Source organism: Wolbachia endosymbiont (group A) of Paraperithous gnathaulax (genome assembly GCF_964028485.1).
Taxonomy (GTDB): Bacteria; Pseudomonadota; Alphaproteobacteria; order Rickettsiales; family Anaplasmataceae; genus Wolbachia; species Wolbachia pipientis.
Map to the genome: position 1 here is coordinate 754,058 of NZ_OZ034784.1, position 18,858 is coordinate 772,915.

The 18,858-nt window shown below is 36.6% G+C and carries 20 protein-coding genes and 1 pseudogene; 6 read left to right on the top strand and 15 right to left on the bottom strand.

Annotated features, from left to right (window positions below; genetic code table 11):
* Positions 1 to 125: 125 nt before the first annotated feature.
* From ABWU74_RS04020 to ABWU74_RS04045, 6 genes are all read right to left on the bottom strand, one after another.
* Positions 126 to 326 (bottom strand): hypothetical protein, encoded by a 201-nt coding sequence (locus ABWU74_RS04020; protein ID WP_209473119.1) that lies wholly within the window; start codon positions 324 to 326, stop codon positions 126 to 128.
* Between the two features lie 82 nt (positions 327 to 408).
* Positions 409 to 600: a hypothetical protein gene (locus ABWU74_RS04025; protein ID WP_353289211.1), complete on the bottom strand. Its 192-nt coding sequence runs from the start codon at positions 598 to 600 to the stop codon at positions 409 to 411.
* A 54-nt stretch (positions 601 to 654) separates the two neighbouring features.
* Positions 655 to 1,146, bottom strand: a complete 492-nt coding sequence (locus ABWU74_RS04030; protein WP_353289212.1) for a hypothetical protein — start codon at positions 1,144 to 1,146, stop codon at positions 655 to 657.
* 351 nt (positions 1,147 to 1,497) lie between these two features.
* A protein-coding gene (locus ABWU74_RS04035) for an IS630 family transposase (protein WP_094745768.1) occupies positions 1,498 to 2,509 on the bottom strand; the annotation gives its coding sequence in 2 pieces (ribosomal slippage) (positions 1,498 to 2,046 and positions 2,048 to 2,509; 1,011 coding nt in all).
* Positions 2,510 to 2,683: a hypothetical protein gene (locus ABWU74_RS04040; protein ID WP_353289213.1), complete on the bottom strand. Its 174-nt coding sequence runs from the start codon at positions 2,681 to 2,683 to the stop codon at positions 2,510 to 2,512. It lies immediately after the preceding gene.
* A gap of 98 nt (positions 2,684 to 2,781) precedes the next feature.
* Positions 2,782 to 3,918, bottom strand: coding sequence for a cysteine desulfurase family protein (locus ABWU74_RS04045; protein ID WP_209473123.1), 1,137 nt, complete (start codon positions 3,916 to 3,918; stop codon positions 2,782 to 2,784).
* A gap of 155 nt (positions 3,919 to 4,073) precedes the next feature.
* Between ABWU74_RS04045 and ABWU74_RS04050 the strand changes: the two genes are divergently transcribed.
* Positions 4,074 to 4,772 (top strand): alpha/beta hydrolase, encoded by a 699-nt coding sequence (locus tag ABWU74_RS04050; RefSeq protein ID WP_209473125.1) that lies wholly within the window; start codon positions 4,074 to 4,076, stop codon positions 4,770 to 4,772.
* 238 nt (positions 4,773 to 5,010) lie between these two features.
* On the opposite strand, the gene ABWU74_RS04060 is transcribed toward ABWU74_RS04050, so the two are convergent.
* Positions 5,011 to 5,685, bottom strand: coding sequence for an ABC transporter ATP-binding protein (locus ABWU74_RS04060; protein ID WP_007549198.1), 675 nt, complete (start codon positions 5,683 to 5,685; stop codon positions 5,011 to 5,013).
* A gap of 39 nt (positions 5,686 to 5,724) precedes the next feature.
* Entirely contained in the window at positions 5,725 to 6,186 is a 462-nt protein-coding gene (locus tag ABWU74_RS04065; protein ID WP_010081891.1) for a HesB/IscA family protein, read from the bottom strand.
* A gap of 47 nt (positions 6,187 to 6,233) precedes the next feature.
* On the opposite strand from ABWU74_RS04065, the gene ABWU74_RS04070 reads away from it, so the two are divergent.
* The 3 genes and pseudogenes from ABWU74_RS04070 (at position 6,234) to tnpC (ending at position 9,963) form a co-directional block, all read left to right on the top strand.
* Positions 6,234 to 7,433, top strand: a complete 1,200-nt coding sequence (locus ABWU74_RS04070; protein WP_070356885.1) for a deoxyguanosinetriphosphate triphosphohydrolase — start codon at positions 6,234 to 6,236, stop codon at positions 7,431 to 7,433.
* Entirely contained in the window at positions 7,433 to 8,515 is a 1,083-nt protein-coding gene (gene ribD, locus ABWU74_RS04075) for a bifunctional diaminohydroxyphosphoribosylaminopyrimidine deaminase/5-amino-6-(5-phosphoribosylamino)uracil reductase RibD (RefSeq protein WP_209473133.1), read from the top strand. The genes ABWU74_RS04070 and ribD overlap by 1 nt, the downstream gene beginning before the upstream one ends.
* A 111-nt stretch (positions 8,516 to 8,626) precedes the next feature.
* A pseudogene (gene tnpC, locus ABWU74_RS04080) lies at positions 8,627 to 9,963 on the top strand (IS66 family transposase).
* A gap of 152 nt (positions 9,964 to 10,115) precedes the next feature.
* Here the strand turns inward: tnpC and rpe are convergent.
* Positions 10,116 to 10,796 carry a ribulose-phosphate 3-epimerase gene (gene rpe / locus ABWU74_RS04085; protein WP_264706008.1) on the bottom strand — a complete coding sequence of 227 codons (681 nt, stop codon included), beginning with the start codon at positions 10,794 to 10,796 and terminating at the stop codon, positions 10,116 to 10,118.
* A 94-nt stretch (positions 10,797 to 10,890) separates the two neighbouring features.
* On the bottom strand, positions 10,891 to 11,319 hold the full coding sequence (locus tag ABWU74_RS04090; protein WP_010962781.1) for a zinc-ribbon domain-containing protein: 429 nt from the start codon (positions 11,317 to 11,319) through the stop codon (positions 10,891 to 10,893).
* Between the two features lie 75 nt (positions 11,320 to 11,394).
* On the opposite strand from ABWU74_RS04090, the gene dapD reads away from it, so the two are divergent.
* The gene (gene dapD / locus ABWU74_RS04095) at positions 11,395 to 12,225 is read left to right on the top strand and encodes a 2,3,4,5-tetrahydropyridine-2,6-dicarboxylate N-succinyltransferase (RefSeq protein WP_077188288.1); all 831 of its coding nucleotides are present in this window, start codon (positions 11,395 to 11,397) and stop codon (positions 12,223 to 12,225) included.
* Between the two features lie 6 nt (positions 12,226 to 12,231).
* Here the strand turns inward: dapD and ABWU74_RS04100 are convergent, their stop codons facing one another.
* Both ABWU74_RS04100 and ABWU74_RS04105 read right to left on the bottom strand, forming a co-directional pair.
* A complete protein-coding gene (locus ABWU74_RS04100; protein ID WP_010962783.1) occupies positions 12,232 to 12,516 on the bottom strand; it encodes a DUF2610 domain-containing protein in 285 nt (94 codons plus the stop codon).
* On the bottom strand, positions 12,517 to 12,888 hold the full coding sequence (locus ABWU74_RS04105) for a hypothetical protein (RefSeq protein ID WP_022626336.1): 372 nt from the start codon (positions 12,886 to 12,888) through the stop codon (positions 12,517 to 12,519).
* A 101-nt stretch (positions 12,889 to 12,989) separates the two neighbouring features.
* On the opposite strand from ABWU74_RS04105, the gene ABWU74_RS04110 reads away from it, so the two are divergent.
* Positions 12,990 to 14,039: a class I SAM-dependent methyltransferase gene (locus tag ABWU74_RS04110; protein WP_209473138.1), complete on the top strand. Its 1,050-nt coding sequence runs from the start codon at positions 12,990 to 12,992 to the stop codon at positions 14,037 to 14,039.
* Between the two features lie 192 nt (positions 14,040 to 14,231).
* Here the strand turns inward: ABWU74_RS04110 and terL are convergent, their stop codons facing one another.
* From terL to ABWU74_RS04125, 3 genes are all read right to left on the bottom strand, one after another.
* Positions 14,232 to 15,674, bottom strand: a complete 1,443-nt coding sequence (gene terL / locus ABWU74_RS04115) for a phage terminase large subunit (protein ID WP_353289439.1) — start codon at positions 15,672 to 15,674, stop codon at positions 14,232 to 14,234.
* A gap of 733 nt (positions 15,675 to 16,407) precedes the next feature.
* Positions 16,408 to 17,982, bottom strand: a complete 1,575-nt coding sequence (locus ABWU74_RS04120; RefSeq protein ID WP_209472678.1) for a penicillin-binding transpeptidase domain-containing protein — start codon at positions 17,980 to 17,982, stop codon at positions 16,408 to 16,410.
* Complete coding sequence (locus tag ABWU74_RS04125; protein WP_264706004.1) at positions 17,937 to 18,776, bottom strand: polysaccharide deacetylase family protein; 840 nt, start codon at positions 18,774 to 18,776, stop codon at positions 17,937 to 17,939. Before ABWU74_RS04125 ends, ABWU74_RS04120 begins: the two co-directional genes overlap by 46 nt.
* Positions 18,777 to 18,858 lie beyond the last annotated feature (82 nt).

The window sequence follows — 18,858 nt, forward strand, 5'->3', positions numbered from 1 at the left end:
ACTTTGAAACGCTGTAGAAGTTAACTGCAAAGTTAACTTCTATAGCTAAAAGATTTACCGACAACCGTCATTCCGCTACGTGTTAGCTGATGAGATACCGCGCACAACTGTACGAACATTCATTCTTAAAGGTAAACTGCACAGCAAATGGTGTCATTCCAGTGCTTGACACTGGAATCCAGCCTTGCCGTAATCTCACCAAGAACGTTGTGTTTTAACATAAGATCAGCCACTTTTATGCTCACCAACTTAGTGCCCAATCCAAATTCCTGGATTCCAGTGTCAAGCACTGGAATGACACCATCTACTACTAAAATTACCTGCAAATTGCAATGTTCGTACACCAAAAGAATGAATCGCGGTATGACGGTTCGCGGCGGCATGACGTAGGAAAACCTGCACTATAAGCTAATCATCATCTCCAAATATAGAGCTAATTTTTTTGCCCCCAGGAGAAAATTTATTAGTCCAACTGCTTTGCACTTTGGTTACATCTTTAAAGACAGTTTTATTGCTGTATTCCTTGATTTCTTTATCTACTCTCTCCATTATTTGTGGATCCAGGTAGCTCTTTTTCCATTGGTCAGTAGCAAGGAACACTTTGTTTAAGTCTTGAGTGCGGATTAAGTATTCTTTATCTTTAGGGTAAACCTCCTACGCCCAAGCAAATAGCTCAAAATAGCGTGCAAATAATTCAGATGCGCGTGATTTTGCAGTTTGATAAGCCTGTATCTCCTTAAATATAACTTGGCCGATAATTTTCTGCACAAGAATATTTGCTTGCTTTAGGTTCTGCTCAATATCCTGGTAAACTTTATGGAGAAATTCCTGTTCCAAACTTAAGTTCAGTTCATTTTCAACCATGTGTGAAAGTTCATGCACTATAATGTATGGGTTTGACTTCCTCAGTACAATAACATATCTATTTACACTGGAAGACCTGATTGTCTTACACACTCCCTCTTCCATATCCACTAATCCCTCTTGGTATATTTCAAATGAGAGCCTGTTTTGCTTTATTAGTGATAAAGTGAGGTTTAATGTGTTTCTAAACTTCTCAAATTGATAGAGATATTCGACATACCGTATTGCATTTTCACTGCTTCCTACTTGAGTTGCTTGTTTTATTAAATTCCTGATTAGCATACCTTATTATTAAAGGAATTCTTTTTATACTCAAGAATTGATTGGCTACAAAGTGTTTTTAGGAAGCCTGATTGCATAGCTAAAGTAATTCATGTTTACTGATAACCGTCATACCGCTGCTTGTCAGCGGGATCTATGGTGAGATACCGCGAATGAATCCATAGCTGTACGAACATTCATTTTTGAAGGTAAATTGCACAGCAAATGGTGTCATTCCAGTGCTCTTTTTTTGTCATCCCAGTCTGGGATCTATTTTGCATGTAACTCCAATTGTGTTTTGGCATAAAACGCGACACGTATTAGACTTATTTGCAAGCAAAGCTTGCTAGATCCAAGTAGTCATACCAACTCTCATTGTTGGCCAGTCAAATAGGAGACATTGCAGAGTTGTTTAATTGTGGAGCTGGCAAGAGAAGTAATAAATTTGCACAAAGCACCCTCAAGCAGAGCAATTGTATCGTATATTTTATTGCGCAAAATGTTCTGTTTTATATATAACCAAAGCCTCTCAACAGGATTTAGCTCAGGTGAGTACGGAGGTAGGTATATAATATCGATATTTTTAGGTACCTTTAAATTTTTTGACCTATGCCAACTAGCACAATCCATAACAAGAAAAGCCTCTCGTGTTTCTAGATATTGCGACATCTGCTCAAGAAATATGTTCATGCAATCAGTGTTGACATTTGGTGCAAATAAGCTAGAACTCTCTCCATTTCTAGGATTAACCGCACTATAGAGATAGAAATTTTGCCTACCTAATTTTGTTTTAACCTGTGTTCTAATCCCCTTTTTAAACCACCCATGTCCAACCTTTGAATGTGTGCCAAACCGTGATTCATCAAAGAAAAATAGCTCTTTTTCTGGATACTTGCTAATAGCTCCATTGAGATTTTTTTTTGAATTCCTCTTGTTTGCTTTTATCTTGTCCATTATGAACTGGTCTTGGTGTAATATATGAGAATTTCATCTTTTGCATATAGCGGTGTACTGTAGATTTGCTGATATTTAATCTGAACTTTTCCTGGATTCTTATTCTCATTTCTTTAATGGTAATATTAGGATTTTCTTCTATCCACTCTTCAATTTGCTGTAGTTGAACCTGATTTAATTTAGTTTTTCTACGGCGTTGTGGAGGAGCAAACAGTTTTTCTTCTCTGCCAAATTTCAAGAGTTTTACCCACGAAGTTAGTGCGCTTCTTGAAATGCAATATATTTTTGCTACAGCCGTTATACTGTACTTTTTTGCTGCAATTACAGCATTTAGTTTTTTTGAAACATATGCATTATTCCTTACTTTCTTCAGCATTTCTTTTGCTGATTCTACTACTTTTTCATCCAATAATTTTGATCTTAATGCCATTTATACCTCAACTATTTTACTTACTTCATTATGGCTTTTCTTCCATCTTTGTCCATCTGTTTGCCGTGTAATGGGAATTGGTATCAGGACACTGGAATGACACCATAGGGGCACTGCCGTCATAAAGGAACCAGTGTCAGCTACTTGGATGACAGCTAGCCTAACAACCGTCATCCCGCTGCTTGTTAGCGGGATCTAGAGATACCGCGGGGTTGTAAAGTAATTTTTTACATCTAATGCTCGGCCAGTGCCTGCATGATACCACGTATTATCTATACCAAGGTGTTCTGCTTGTAGATATTATACCAACAATCCACTATTTTTTTTATGTCTTGTGGTTTAGTTTCTGGACCTATACTGATTCTAATTGAACACTCTGCTTGCTCTTTTGTTGCCCCCATTGCAAGCAAAACATGGGAAGGCTCAACTTTTCCAGAAGAACATGCGGAGCCATTACTAACTGCAATATGATTCAAGTCAAAATGCATAAGCTGCACATCACTCTTTACTCCTGGCATATAAATAAAACTTGTGTTTGGCAGCCTCTTAGAGTTTTTACCGAAGATTCTTATGTCACTGGCAAGATTTAATAATTCACACTCTAATTGATCACGTAGCTCCTTTACTTCATCCATTTTTGATAGAAGGTCTGGAATATTTTGCAGTGCAGCAGAAAGGCCTGCAATCGCAACAATATTTTCCGTACCACCACGAAATCCCTTCTCTTGTCCACCACCTATTATAATAGGTTCTATCGCAAGTTCTTTATTGAATATTAAAACTCCACTGCCTGCTACACCGCCAAATTTATGGGCGGATAAAGTGAGTAAATCCACTCCTAAATCTTCCATATTAACTTTAATTTTCCCAACACTTTGAGCAGTGTCAGTGTGGCAAATTGCTCCAAACTTGTGTACTATTTTAGCCATTTCCTCAATAGGTTGAATAACTCCGGTTTCGTTATTTGCCATCATAACTGAAACTATTGCTTTGTTTCCTTTAAGTTCGCTTAGAATTTTTTCTAGCTCTAAAAAGTCAACAATGCCCTCCTGATTAACAGGTATTATATATGGATTACATGCAGAATTAAGAATTGAAGGATGCTCTATAGCTGAAATTATATGCAGGTAGCCTGCTATTCCTCTCATAACAAGGTTATTCGCTTCAGTTGCACCAGACGTAAAAACTATTTCTTTATCACTTGAAACGCCAATAGCACCACGTACGTTATCTCTTGCATCCTGAAGAATCTTCCTCGCTTCTTGTCCTCTTTTATGTAGTGATGATGGATTGAGCGTTTGTTTTAACAAGACCTCAAATATACTTTTTTTTACATTTTCACTAATTGGAGCAGTTGCATTGTAATCAGCATATACGTAACCACTATTTTCTAAAGAGAATGGACTCATCTGTCACTTAAATAAGTTTACCATCAACTATAGCCATAACTATGTACGTTAGCTTTAACACGATAAAAAATTTATTGCAAAAACAGCGAAATTAATACATAATTAATAACTCACGTCATTAATACCTGTCAAGCGGGTTCTTATTAGGGGTTACCATGGTTGAAGTTTTTTTGAATAATGCAACAAGAAAGATAGAAGGTGAATACCACCAAAGCAAAGATGCCAACGCGCCGGTTGTGCTGGTTTTACATCATCATCCTCAATATGGTGGTAATATGGATAGTAAAATTGTACATAGTACATATACGTCTTTTATCGATAACAATTTTTCTGCATTGAAAATTAACTTTCGTGGTGTGGGAAAATCTACCGGAACTTTTGATAAGGGTATAGGAGAATTAACTGACGCTGCGGTAGCCATTGATTGGCTTCAGGAACATAATCCTAGCAATGTTCCAATTTGGATCGCTGGTTTTTCTTTTGGAGCATGGGTGGCTATGCAGCTAACAATGCGCCGCCCTGAGATAGTGGGTTTTATTGCTCTTTCTCTTCCGGTAACTAAGTACGATTTTTCTTTTCTTTCTCCCTGTCCAGTTTCTGGGCTTATAATACAAAGCAGTAATGATACAATCTCAGAAGAAAGCGATGTAACAGAATTAGCAAAAAGGTTGATAAATTCAGTAAGAAGTGATCACATGAAATACTATATAATAGATGATACTAATCACTTTCTAAAGGATAAAGAAGAGGAAGTGACTCAAATCGTGGACAATTATATAAAACTGCGCTTGAATAGTGCAACTATTTCTTCTCAAAAGGTCAAAAAAGAGGTAAGGGTAAAAGAATATGCCTAATCTTTACAAACAAGAGAAATGAGTGTAGTAATATAAATGAAAAGGTTTTGTTATGTTTAAAAAGCTATTATTTTTTGTTTTAGCTGTGTTTATGTTATCGGGGTGTTCCCTAAGTAAACAGCGTAAGTTAAAAAGTCCGTGTATAAAAAGCAATGAAAGCATTTCATGCGAGTTATACTCTGTTAATGATCATTGGTTAGATAAGTATAGGGCATAGAAATTGTGCTATTTTTCCTATTCACAACTTCACTAATGATCGATCTCTCAATTGGAAAATGCAGTCTGCCTTTTCTGCAAGGAGATGATTGTGTGTTACTATAAGCATAGAGCTGTTATTTTCCTTTACGTATGAATGTAGCAGTAAAAACACCTTAAAAGAATTTGTTGGATCTAAATTTCCTGTTGGCTCATCTGCAAGTAAAAGCTTTGGAGAATTTACAATGCTTCTTGCAATTGCAACTCTCTGCCTTTCCCCACCCGAAACTTCAGATACCATGCTACTTGCTTTGTTTTCCAGACCAAATTTTTCCAACATTGCTTGCGAATTTTTTTTTGCTTCAGCTTTGCTTTTTCCTGCAATGAGTTGAGGAAGCATAATATTTTCCAACACCGATAACTCTTGTAACAAATAGTGAAATTGATAAACAAAACTAAGAAAATTTCTTCTTACATGAGTTTTATGCTTATTACTGGCTTGTGTGCAATTTATTCCATCTATCGTAACTATACCTGAAGTTGGCTTGTCCAACAAGCCTGCGATTTGCAATATAGTTGTTTTCCCTGCACCTGAATCGCCAATCAGCGCTACTACTTGCCCTCTTGTGACACTTAAGTTGATATCCTTTACAACAGCAGAATTGTTCTTGAAGCTTTTATCTACGGAAGTTAGTTCTAGTGCTACATTACCACCCATGTTTAAAAGATCCAGAAGGCATCTAAGTTTTAGTAATAATTAAACCGAAAAACTGTTACCACAACCACATTGAGACTTAGCAAAGGCATTCTTTATTTGAAAACCAGAACCACTGAGATCCTCAGTATAATCTATAACTGAGTTATTTAAAAATTTTGCTGAACAATTATCAACCATTAATACAGGGTTTCCATTTTCATCATTAATTACTATATCTTTACCTTTTTCGCTAAAACTGGAGTGGCTTCTATAGTCCTCACTTTCTTCATAGTCATCATCTTCGTCTTCGTCATCAAACTCATCATCGTAATCATCGTCTTCATCATCCAAAGATAGATTTTTATTCATTTGATCCATAAGAAAATTGTATTTGAAGCCAGAACATCCACCACCTGAAACTGCAACCCGTAAAATGGAACTCTTATCCCCTTCCTGCTCTGCAAGAGAGTGGATTTTTTTTAGTGCATTATCAGTTAAGTTGATGTTGTAATTTGTTGACATAGTAACCACCGTTTATTATTGATAACTTATTATAGTAGAAATTTTACATGTCAAACAATAATTTTCTATTAAATTATGCATGTTTTCCAAGCAAAACAAAAGGGAGATACTTCAAAGAGCCAGAAGATGAGAATCGCAGCTGCTTTCAGCGTGATAGGGACCGTATCATTCACTCTAATGCGTTTAGAAAATTGGAGTACAAAACACAAGTTTTTATCAATTATGAGCACGACTACTATCGCACTCGGCTTACTCATAGCCTTGAAGTTGCACAAATTGCAAGGTCCATTGCGCGTAGACTTGGCTTAAATGAGGATATCACTGAATGCATAGCGCTCGCACATGATCTTGGTCATCCTCCATTTGGTCATGCAGGTGAAGATGCTCTAAAGAAATCAGTTCAAGATTTGAATCTTGATAACGAGAAGTATGAGTTTGATCATAATGTTCAAGCTATAAGGATTTTAACTTACCTCGAACAAAAACATGCTGATTTTGATGGTATGAATCTAAGTTGGGAGGTGATTGAAGGAGTTGCAAAACATAACGGTCCCTTGCTTGGTCAAAACGCGGAGTCTTCTACAAATAATCAGCTGTTATTAGAATACAACAAAAAATATGATCTAAAGCTTGAAGAATTTTCAAGCATTGAAGCGCAAGTTGCTTCAATTGCCGATGATATTGCTTACAGTGTTCACGATCTTGATGATGCACTCAGGGCGAATTTAGTAACCATCGAAGATTTGCTGAATGTTCCTTTAATTGAAAAAATGTTTAAAGACATAAGGAGCAGATATTCAGAATTGCCTCAGAGCAAACTCATACATGAATCACTGAGTGGAACTATAGGAACTATGATAAGTGATGTTGTTTCTCAGACTGAAAGAAATATTGAAGATCACAAAATAAAAAGCGTAGAAGACGTAAGAAGTCTAAATAAAATGCTAGTCACATTTTCACCAGAAGTTGCGAATGCTACAAAAGAAATGAAAAGATTCAACATGGAGAAAATATACAGAAGCTATAAACTGAGTAGAACGATGAACAAAGCAAAACGCATAATACAGGAACTCTTTCAATGTTTTTATGAAAACCCAGGATTACTTCCCACAGAGTGGAGCAAACTCGCTTGTGAATCTCAGCGTTCAGTAATAATATGTGACTATATCTCAGGTATGACAGATAGATTTGCTATACACGAGCACAGAAGAATTTTTGATACCTCATACGAAATGACTTCTTTCTAATGACTGATGATCATTTCATGTCAATTGCATTAAGGCTTGCAGAAAAAAATCTTGGAAATGTTGCACCAAATCCTGCTGTCGGGTGTGTTATTGTAAAAGATGGTACAATTGTTAGTGAGGGATATACAGGGATTGGTGGGCGTCCGCATGCGGAGGTAGTCGCTTTGCAAAACGCTAAAGATTCAACTCATGGCGCAACTATATATATCACTCTTGAGCCATGTTGTCATCACGGAGTCACGGGGCCTTGCACTGCAAAAATCATAAAAGCTGGCATAAAAAGAGTAGTAATTGCAACTATTGACCCAGATAGTAGAGTTTCAGGCAGAGGCATGAAAGCTCTGAAAGAAGCAGGAATTGAAGTTGAGCAAGGTATTATGCAAAAAGAGGCAAAAGAACTGAATGTCGGTTTTTTCACCACTAAAGAATTACATAGACCATTTATAGCTTGCAAAGTCGCAACAACTCTTGACGGAAAAATCGCAACATTTACAGGCGATAGCAAATGGATAACAAGTGAAAATACGAGAAACTGGGTGCATGAGCTCAGAACGAAATATGATGCAATTATGATCGGCAGCAATACTCTTATTAATGATGATCCACTCTTAACTTGCAGATTACCAGGACTCGGAAGTAGATCGCCAATAAGGCTAATTATAGATAGTCAAGGGAGATTAAAGGAAGAGCATAACATTGCAAAGACTGCAGACAAAGTAATAACTTGGGTCATCACAAATAAAGAAGTAGAGAAAAAAATAAAAAACATTAACTACTTGAAAGTCAATTCAAACGATGCAGGCAAAGCCTACCTAAAGGACATGGCATCAAAACTTGTTTCAGAAATTGGTATAACAAGATTATTAGTTGAAGGTGGAGGAGTGTTAATCACAGAACTATTAAAGTGTAATTTAATCGACAGGTTGATAATATGCCGCAGTGGTAAAATTTTAGGCAATGATGCCACTCCTTTTGTAGGAGATTTAGGGATTCAATTCATTAACAACTGTTATCAGTTTAAAAAAACAAAGATAATAGAGTTTAGTGAGGATATAGTTGAGGTTTGGGATAGGTCGTCATAATCCTTACATACTCAAACAGTAAAAAAAGGTATCCGTTCAGCGGAGCGGTAAAATAAAAAGTAGACAAGGAGTGCTAAAAACATAATATCACAAGTAGTATGTGTGGTAAATATGTCTGATCTACTAGCTAGTCTTCTCAAGCTCTGTGAAAGCTTTAAAATAGAGATAGAGCAACTAAAAGCAGAGATAAAGAGGTTAGAGATAGAAAACGAAAATTTTAGATCTGAGAATAAGGCGCTAAGAATCGAAAATGCTGAATTGAAAGAAAGACTAGGTCTGAATTCACAAAATTCATCGATACCGAGCTCAAAAGAGTTATACAAGCTAAAGAAGAAAAAGAAAAAAAGTGACAGGAAAATAGGGGCACAGATTGGGCATGAAGGAAAGTATCGCCCTAAAATGGAGGCAGATGAAGTGGTGAAAATAGAGTTCTTGCGAGTGCGGAGGAGAAATTGCGATATCGAAAGAGCCATACATTCATCAAAAAGTTGATTTGCCAGAAATTAAGCCTTATGTTGTGGAATACCAATGGCCGCTGTTGCAAGTGTGGAAAAAGAAAAAGTAGCAGGCTACCAGAAGGTGTTACTGCGGATACATTTGGTCCAAAAGTTAAGTCAACAATCGCGGCGCTGAGCGGATTTTACAAGAACTCGAAAAGAGAAGTAGCAAATATTATAAAAATATTTTCAACCTGGACATCAGTGTTGGTAGCGTGTCAAATAGCGAGGCTAGAGTTGCAGAAAAATGCCAAGAAGCATATGAGCAAATCGAGCAAGAAGTAAGTAAAAGTGAAGTTCTGCATATCGATGAAACGAGCCATTATAACAAAGGTAAACTTGGTTGGTGCTGGATGTTTGCCAGTAATACAGCAAGTTTTATAAAATTGACAGAGTCAAGAGGAATGAAGGTTTTACAAAATAGTAAGTTCTGCAATCGCAATAGCTTACGACAGGTACGCAGCATACAACTACTTTGCCGATAAGAACAGGCAAATCTGTTGGGCACATTTATCAAGAGATTTTGAAAGATTAGCACATAGTTGAAGTTAAAGTTCTGGGCTGTTACTTAAGAAACGTAGCCACTGAATTATTTGCACTAAAAAAGGCCTTGCTAAAAAATGAGATAGATGTTTTTAGATTTACCAGACGTGCCAGAAAGTTGCGAAAACGTACAAGGTATTACTTGAAGCCGCTTACCTGAAGCAATTGGAGCTTCTCGAGTTGCAAAAAATATTTTGAAATCTGAAAGAATAATGTGGAATTTTTTAGATGACCCAGAAAACATTCCGCTGACAAATAACCATGCTGAACAGCAGATACGGCATTATGTCGTTTATCGCAAAATTCATATTTTACCCAATCGAAGTGGGGAACTTGAACGGATAATTTCGTTATACTTAACATGGAAACAAATGGGCTTTCCAAAACCTTCTATCTATTGTTTCTTAAACCACTCTCCTGAACTGATACAACCCAAGAAAGGTTTCCCTACGTCATACCGCAATTCATTCGCGGTATAGATTCCGCTAACGAGTAGCGGAATGACGAATTTGTTGTTTTTCAAATTGTAGGTAAACCTAAGCCACTTTAGCTATATAGGGTCACAACAATGGATTTTTAAGATAGTTTATGGCCTTCTTAATATCTTCAGCCTTGAATATCGCCGATCCCGCAACTAAAATATCTGCACCTGCTTTTATTATATCAGCTGCGTTAGAAAAGTTAATTCCACCATCTACTGAAATTTGTGTTTTAAGGTTACGCTCTTGTATCATTTTTTTTATAGTAGATATCTTGTTCAACTGTGAATGAATGAATTCCTGCCCTCCAAAGCCAGGGTTGACTGTCATAATCAGCACAATATCTAGCTCATGTATTATGTATTCAAGCACACTTGGAGAAGTTGAAGGAACAATTGAAACTCCAACTTGAATCGGTTTTTTTTCGTCGTTTACATTTTTGTATGACTTTATCTTTCTTATCAACCTCTCAAGGTGTATCTCTGCTTCTGCATGTACAGTGATAATATCAGCACCAGCATTTATAAAGCTTTCAATGTGGTTACCAGGAGATTTGACCATTAAATGCACATCAAAAGGAAGATTGCTATATTTACGTATTGCAGAAACAACGCTAGGACCAATTGTAATATTTGGAACGAAATTCCCATCCATAACGTCTATGTGTATGTAATCCACACCTAAATCGCTAATTTTTCTTACTTCTTCCCCTAATTTTGCAAAATCTGCTGAAAGTATAGAAGGTGCAATTTTAATACTCATGAGCTGCCTTTTTTGCTAAAAAATAACTTATTTTCAAAACTCTGTCACCCTAAGCACCATCTGAGTAGCTAGAGACCGATATCGGTATGCCTATTTAACTAGATCTTAAATTAGATAAAAAAAGGTAGTCTTGATAAAACTTATTTACAGCAAGTTTTTTTACATTTGGACTTTCTGTTTGTTCTTTTTTGTACCCTAATTTATAGCTTATTGAATCCTTGTATAAACTGATCGTTTTGTATGCTTTGTTCATCTCTCTAGGAAAGATGCCGTTAGCAATTACGACGCATAACCCTGTAGCTGTTGCAAAAGCTAGAGTGGTAAATGCTAGATTTTGTAAAAAATTCCTTCCACTAACTTTTTTTTCCTGTATATTAGCAGAGTGCGATTTGTTTGACACTTCTTCTAGATATTCATGCCATATGTGATTGCAGTTCGTACATTTTACCTTTCTTCCAGACGCGCCAATTTGCTTAGGAGATACTAAGTAAGTTTTAGTACAACTATTACATTGTATTTTCATAGCACTTACATATAAAGTAGTAACAAGCTCAAATGATACAGAGCTACAAATTTAATATCAATATATATATAACAAATGGAAGGTTTGCAACTAAAAAAAACACAGAGTGAGATAGAAAATATTTGGAAAAATAGAGAAAAATTTAATGACTGTAATCTAAAGAAAACAGCAAGAATAGCAATTAAAGAGGTAATTGAGCTCCTTGATAGTGGCAAAATTAGAGTAGCAGAAAAGCTATCAAGTGGAGAATGGGTAGTACATAAGTGGATAAAGCAAGCAATATTATTACATTTTCTCACCGAAGAAAATAAAATAATAGATAATACCAATTGCTGGTTTGATAAGATCGGTAACAAGTTTAGTGAATGGAATGAGGAGAAATTTCGCCGGTTAAAAATTAGAGCAGTTCCTGGGTGTTTTGTTCGCCGATCTGCTTATATAGGTACAAATGTTGTTCTAATGCCAAGTTTTATCAACGTTGGTGCATATGTTGATTCAGGAACAATGATAGATACCTGGTCAACGATTGGTAGCTGTGCGCAAATAGGAAAAAACTGTCATATTTCCGGTGGAGTGGGAATAGGTGGAGTTCTTGAGCCTATTCAAGCTTCACCTGTCATTATAGAAGATAATTGCTTTATTGGAGCACGTAGCGAAGTGGCCGAGGGTGTGGTAGTGAGAGAAGGATCAGTCCTTGGCATAGGCGTGTTTATTGGGGCATCAACAAAGATTATTGATAGAGAAACTAGCAAGGTATTTTACGGCGAAGTGCCACCTTATTCTGTAGTGGTACCAGGGTCTATTCCATCTAAAAATAATATCTCAACCTATTGTGCAGTCATAGTAAAAAAAGTGGATGAAAAGACGAGATCGAAAATCTCTATAAATGAAATATTGAGGGATTAAACTATCTTACTCCTTGTCGTCACTTTTTTTATCATTATTACTAACCACAGTAATGGCATACGCGCATAACTCTGAGAAAGAGACTCCATTTTCTTGAGATAGTTTATATAATTTTTGTAGACTTTCTTTTACTTTATTAGGAATATTCCCTCCACGTTCTTTTACAAGCCAGGAATCTTGATGATGAATTGGATGAGCATCACTTTTTGGATTTCCTATGTATATTGCAAAAGGTGAACTTTGTCCTTTGAAGTCACATTGTACAGTAAATTTTTTTATAGATTCAGCCATCTAAAGACCTCTACTTTTCTTTTTGGTCGATTTTATAGCAGGTGGAAGAGGTGGTTTCTTTATAAAATCTTGTCTATTGACAACACTTTCTCTACCTTCCAAAGCTCGGCGAACATCAGCTCTGCTTAATTGCGACTCTTTTGCTACCTTCATTCCATGCTTTGCCATAATATTAGCACATGCTAGTACTTTTTTTACCAATTCTAGATCACCATTTAGCATTTGAACTAGCACTTGAAACACTTCCGCTAAAGTTAGCCCATCAGCATTTATAACCTTGTTTTCTATAAAATTGACAGCTTCTTCAAATTTGTATTCAATACTATCATCTTGAGGTATAAGGGCAACATAATCGGTGTTTTTGTCGTCCATAACTGAAGCACTATTACTCACAAACTTAAGTTTATACTATATATATAAATACTCTACTATTTTATATTATGGCACGCTATAGTTAAACATTTATTAATAACATGCTCACTTATATACACGAATTAATTGACAAAAGTCAAGGATCAATATCCATCAGTGATTTCATGAATGCCGTTTTGTACCATGAAAAATACGGCTATTATACAAGTAAATTACCGCTTGGTAAGGATGGTGATTTTACTACCGCACCTGAGATCAGCCAATTATTTGGTGAAGTAATTGCAGTTTGGATAATGCATACATGGGAAAAATTAGGAAAGCCATCAAAATTTTCTCTAGTTGAACTTGGGCCAGGCAAAGGAACACTCATTCACGATATAATAAGAGTCACTAAAAAATACAGCAGCTTTTTTAATTCAATGTTGATCCACTTAGTTGAAATAAGCCCTACTTTACAGAAGATACAAAAGGAAAAATTAAAGGGTTTAGGTATTAATTGGCACAAAAATATTGACAACCTACCAGAACAACCAACCATTTTTTTAGCAAATGAGTTCTTTGACGCTCTTCCGATAGATCAGTTTGTATATCATGATGAGGGGTGGTATGAAAATATGGTGACAAAACAAGATGATGGCAGTCTCTTGGTGTCATGCCAGTGCGTGACACTGGAATCCAGAAAAAAAGAATCATGGATTCCAGTGTCAGCTACTCAGATGACAAATGGAAAATTTTTTAATGGTGCAGTGGTGGAAATATGTTCAGTTGGGGTTGAAATATTAAAAAAACTTGAGAAGAAGATATATAATAATAAAGGAGCTGCTTTGATTGTAGATTACGGTTATGTATACCCCGCATATAAGAGCACTTTGCAATCGATAAAACAACATAAGTATGCTAATTTTCTTGAGAATGTTGGTAATAGTGATATTACCGCACTTGTGAACTTTCAAGCGTTAAGAGATCCATTAAAGCATGTAGATTGTGAGATTTTAACTCAAAGGGAATTTTTATATCTTTTTGGCATAAAAGAAAGAACCCAGGCTTTAATGAAAAGCGCAAGTGATGAACAAAAGAATAGGATCTTTAGTGAATTCTTAAGGTTGACTGAAAATATGGGCACTCTTTTTAAAGCAATGCTATTGATATAGCTAACCCAAGAAAGGTTTCCCTACATCATACCGCCGCGATATCTCAGCATAGATTCCGCTAACGAGTAGCGGAATGACGAGCTTATTGTCATGCCGCCGCGAACCGTCATACCGCCGCGGTATCTCAGCCGCTAACAAGCAGCGGGATGACGGTTGTCTCCTAGCTGTCATCCCAGTACTGGTAGACTCAAATCACAATGCTCGTATAGCTGCAACCCTGGAGGTACTGTTTCTCACCCACTGCAAATATTGCACGGTACTATCCACTTGATCATCGTGTCGAGTTTCAGGAAACATTAAAATCTCATACTCAAAATCGTTCAGCCATACTGCTTGGTGCGGCAGAAAAACCTTGCCAGACTCTATAATCGGAACAATTTGATGAAATCGAGTGAGCTTGTCATCATGTGGCACTATTTCAATAATCGGTAAATCACTGTTTGTCTTTAGCTCTTGCACCAATTGCTGACCACTCGTTTTTGCTTCAATCAAAATTGCGTGTGGTGACCATCTTGCAGCTAGTGACAAAACCTGTTCTTTAAGCTTTGGATACTCAAGCTTTGCGCGATATACATCAAGTAAATAGAATTTATTATCTATTTTTGCCCAGGTGGTGCAGACACTAAAGTTGCTCATGTCGCTTGTTGAAACCGCAGTATCCCAACTTTGTGTTACATGCGAGAGATTATCAGGAACATTTTTATAGCGCTTTAGCCACTCTCGTTTAATTATACCACTTGAAAGTGGCAGAGGGTTCTGTTGATATTGTGCAGCAAAAGCGTAACTCCCAAGTTCGACTTTTATCATCTTAACTTCTTTTTTTCCTCCATAGAGGGGATATAATAGCTGGCCTTCTTCTCTTGAGTATAACATCTTTGCAGGTCTAGCACGCGATGCTGTTTTATTACTGGTTGTAGTTACTTGGATGACAGAAACAGGATGCGCTGGCTTTTTGATTGAATAGATAATCTTCTTATTTTCAGAAATCATCGGTAAGCAAATATGATGCCATATATTTTTTGGCTTGGAGAGAAGGTGTCCGGTTAAGTCCTCCTGGTGTAGCCTGTGCATTACAAGAACGATGACTCCTTTTTTTCTATCGTTCAGCCTGGTTACTAAAGTCTGATCAAACCAGTTTGTGGCACGCTTTCTAAGCGTTTCACTCAAAGCTTGAGCAGAACTGAGCGGATCGTCCACAATGATAAAATCACCACCTTCACCAGTTAGTGTTCCACCAACTGATGTTGCGATTCTGTATCCTCTCTGCACTGTTTGAAATTTATATTTGGTATTCTGGTCTTTGGATAGTTCTATCTCTGGAAATAGCGCTCTATACCAACTAGACTGCATCACGCACCTGGTGTCGAGCGAGTGCTTTTCGCTGAGCCGCTGAGAATAACTTGCAACTATTATTCTCGCAGTTGGTTGGTTTCCCAGTATCCATGCGGGCCACGCAACGCTTATGCACATGGACTTCATCGAGCGCGGAGGCATATTGAATATTATTCGCCTCATTTTGCCAACATTTGCCGCTTCAAGTCTGTCTGATATGACTTTTATATACTGATAATCATTATACTCACACCCCGGCACTACCGTTTGAAAGCATAACTCAATGAATTTTAGAAAGTTCATGATATAATGTTGAAACCAGCGCGTGACGCTGGGATGACAAAAAAAGGAGCACTGGGATGACACCCTACTTAACCGTCATACCGCCGCGGTATCTCTTAACATAGATCCCGCTAACAAGCAGCGGGATGACGAATTACTTAACCATCATCTACACCGTCATACCGCGATTCATTCGCGGTATCTCAAAGCATAGATCCCGCTAACACGTAGCGGGATGACGGTTGTTGTTTAGCTATAAATATTAAGAAATTTACCAAATGAAAAAAAAGGCAAAAGAAACCCTGGGGTTATTATCCGCTTTAAAATATTGGCGTTTTTTATGTTTTAAACGCTTGACAAGCGAGATTCAGCCGCTTTTAATTGCAACTAACTTACGCTGCAAATGTTTAAGAAATTTACTAAGCAGAAAAAAAGACAAAGAATCCCCGAGTTAGCTAGTCTTTTACTATCTCTGTCGAGTATTGGCATTTTTTGATGTCTTGTAACGCTTTGTAAGCGCGTCCAGCTTATTTAGATAAAAATCTAGATGTAGATGAAGTTTTGTAAAGACATACAGTATCTATATACTGCAAAAAATTGAACATAAGACGCCGATACATTAAGTAATCCTTACCTTTTAATCTGCAGATTGGCGAAAGCAAATACAATAGCTTCACTATCATGATAAGGGCGCTGGCGAAGGGTGTCAAGTAAGTTTTTTTGTTTCTATTCCCAATAAAAGTTTGTTATATGGTTATGCAAGAAGTTTAATACTCATAGTTTCAAGCATATACTGAAATATTTCATTAGCTATAGCAACATCTTGGCGTGGGGCTTTGCCGTGTTCTATAAACACAGAGATTGCATAGCGCGGGTTATGGTAAGGGCCATAGGCGATAAATAACTTATGACTTTCGCCCTTAGAGTTTATTTCTGGTGTACCGGTTTTGCCAGCAATTTGTATACCGCTTAGCCCTTTCTTATAGGTTCCAGTTTTAGAATTCACCACATCAAACATAGCTTTTCGAACTATGCTAAGATGCTCACAATCCACATCAATATCGGGAAAATCTTGTATCGTTTCATTCATCTTAATGCGGGGAATTACCTCTTTTCCTGTTGCAATCCTCGCTGCAAGAACTGCAAGCTGTAGTGGTGTTGTAAGCATATACCCTTGTCCTATAACTAAGTTGATAGTGTCACCTAAATACCACTGCGAATATAGCTTTCGTGTACGCCAATCTCTATCTGGCAACAACCCTGGAGCTTCTTCTTTAAACGTTCCAATCAGTGGCCCACTTCCAATACCAAATTTTCTGGCCATTTCTACCAGAGAGTCTACACTTATTTTTTTCCCTATATTATAAAAGTAAGTGTTGCATGATAATGCCATTGCCTCATTTAAAGATACATACCCATGGACTTTGCTTTTCAGACAACGAAATTTCCGCTCACCTATTTTCATATAGCCCTTGCACGAGAATTTCTCTTCTGGTGTTATTATCCCGTCTTTTAAACCCGCAAGCGCAACTATTACTTTAAATATTGAACCAGGTGGAATTTGATATGATAACGCACGATTCACAAGCGGTAATGAAGGAGCATTCAAGCTCTCCCAAGTCTCATTTGATAGCCTGCTAGCAAAAAGATTATTATCGTAAGAAGGTGAATTATATAATGCTAAAATTTCTCCATTATTTACATCAATTACCACTGCGGAGCCTTGGTGATCTTTAAATACCTCTGCGGTTTTCTCTTGCAGATTAATATCAATTGTCAGTTGTACATCTTGTCCGTCTTGTTGTGGTATGCTTGATAATTCTTTTATGACGCGTTTTTTAGAATTTATTTCCTGCTCAGATTTTCCTGACTTGCCTTTCAATATATGATCATATGTATATTCAATACCGCTGATTCCTACTTCGCTTATGCCTTGCTGTCTTTTTGTATATCCGATTACATGAGAACACATTGAACCAAACGGGTAATAACGTTTATAAAGAGCAGTTATTTTTTCTGACGATTTTGCTATTTTAGACTCGACTTCTGATAATGTCTGCAAATCAACTTCCTTACCAGAACCATCAAACAAAACAACATACGAAATTTTGTTCATCGCAAGTTCAATGCTATTCCTATCTAAAATTTTGCCCCGCTTAGGCATAATAGTAGCAACTCTTATTCTATTACTATTAGATAGTGCTTCGTACTTTTGTCTGTTTCGTATTTGTAAATTATATAACCTGCAACTAAAAACCGCAGAAATGGTAAGCTGAATACCACCTAATATGAATGCTCTGCGGTTAAAGACTTTGTTTTTTGTCCACATAACATTCCTTCAAAACGCACTTTTTTCCCCTCTTTTATTGTTACACTTCTGGCTTTTACCGTATTACAAACCCTTTTTTCCCACTCACTTAAGGTCACAAACTTATAACCTGATTTTTTTAGTATTTTAATAATATGAGGTAAAGCTTCAATTGTGTTTGACCTGTTATTGTGATCATGAAACAGTATAACTGCTCCATTATGTACATTACTTAAAACTCTTTCAACTAAAGTTTCTGGCTTATCACCTTGCCAATCTAGCGAATCAACTGTCCATAATATTGAATACATATTTAATTGATCAGTATTTTCAATCAGATTATCGTCATAACATCCATATGGCGGACGAAACCATTTTACATCTTGTTTTATTGCATTTTTAATTGCTGTATTTGTCTTTTCCAATTCTTGCAATTGTTCCTCACTTGAAAGTGATGTCAACTTCCTATGCGACCAAGAGTGATTGCCTAACTCATGACCTGATTCATGAATTTTCTTTACTATTTCAGACGTTTTTTCATTTATACGTTCACCAAGCACAAAAAATGTTGCTTTTGCTTCATAGCTTTCCAGAACATTAATAATATCGTTTACTCTATTGTTAGACGGTCCATCATCAAACGTAAGCGCAACAAACTTATCGTCGTTATTCAATAATTTTTTTATATTACTTAAATTTCTATATGATAGATCTAGATTACAACTGAGCCCACAGTATGGTAAATTAAAATTACAATCACTACAAAAAGCCGTACTTGAATATAGTAAGAAAAAAGTGATTATCCTTATAAACATTTGTAATCAGCAAAGTGATAGAATACTACACTTTTTTGCTAAGTTAAGCCATCTTTAATTGCTGTAGCCTTTACTTCATCGC

Excerpts from the sequence above, each read along its gene's own strand:
- ABWU74_RS04030 (WP_353289212.1), bottom strand. The coding sequence starts at position 1,146 with ATGCTAATCAGGAATTTAATAAAACAAGCAACTCAAGTAGGAAGCAGT.
- ABWU74_RS04050 (WP_209473125.1), top strand. The coding sequence starts at position 4,074 with ATGGTTGAAGTTTTTTTGAATAATGCAACAAGAAAGATAGAAGGTGAA.
- ABWU74_RS04105 (WP_022626336.1), bottom strand. The coding sequence starts at position 12,888 with ATGGACGACAAAAACACCGATTATGTTGCCCTTATACCTCAAGATGAT.
- ABWU74_RS04120 (WP_209472678.1), bottom strand. The coding sequence starts at position 17,982 with ATGTGGACAAAAAACAAAGTCTTTAACCGCAGAGCATTCATATTAGGT.
- ABWU74_RS04070 (WP_070356885.1), top strand. The coding sequence starts at position 6,234 with ATGTCAAACAATAATTTTCTATTAAATTATGCATGTTTTCCAAGCAAA.
- dapD (WP_077188288.1), top strand. The coding sequence starts at position 11,395 with ATGGAAGGTTTGCAACTAAAAAAAACACAGAGTGAGATAGAAAATATT.
- ribD (WP_209473133.1), top strand. The coding sequence starts at position 7,433 with ATGACTGATGATCATTTCATGTCAATTGCATTAAGGCTTGCAGAAAAA.
- ABWU74_RS04065 (WP_010081891.1), bottom strand. The coding sequence starts at position 6,186 with ATGTCAACAAATTACAACATCAACTTAACTGATAATGCACTAAAAAAA.
- ABWU74_RS04100 (WP_010962783.1), bottom strand. The coding sequence starts at position 12,516 with ATGGCTGAATCTATAAAAAAATTTACTGTACAATGTGACTTCAAAGGA.
- terL (WP_353289439.1), bottom strand. The coding sequence starts at position 15,674 with ATGAACTTTCTAAAATTCATTGAGTTATGCTTTCAAACGGTAGTGCCG.
- ABWU74_RS04090 (WP_010962781.1), bottom strand. The coding sequence starts at position 11,319 with ATGAAAATACAATGTAATAGTTGTACTAAAACTTACTTAGTATCTCCT.
- ABWU74_RS04060 (WP_007549198.1), bottom strand. The coding sequence starts at position 5,685 with ATGGGTGGTAATGTAGCACTAGAACTAACTTCCGTAGATAAAAGCTTC.
- ABWU74_RS04125 (WP_264706004.1), bottom strand. The coding sequence starts at position 18,776 with ATGTTTATAAGGATAATCACTTTTTTCTTACTATATTCAAGTACGGCT.
- ABWU74_RS04040 (WP_353289213.1), bottom strand. The coding sequence starts at position 2,683 with ATGACGGTTGTTAGGCTAGCTGTCATCCAAGTAGCTGACACTGGTTCC.
- ABWU74_RS04045 (WP_209473123.1), bottom strand. The coding sequence starts at position 3,918 with ATGAGTCCATTCTCTTTAGAAAATAGTGGTTACGTATATGCTGATTAC.
- ABWU74_RS04110 (WP_209473138.1), top strand. The coding sequence starts at position 12,990 with ATGCTCACTTATATACACGAATTAATTGACAAAAGTCAAGGATCAATA.
- rpe (WP_264706008.1), bottom strand. The coding sequence starts at position 10,796 with ATGAGTATTAAAATTGCACCTTCTATACTTTCAGCAGATTTTGCAAAA.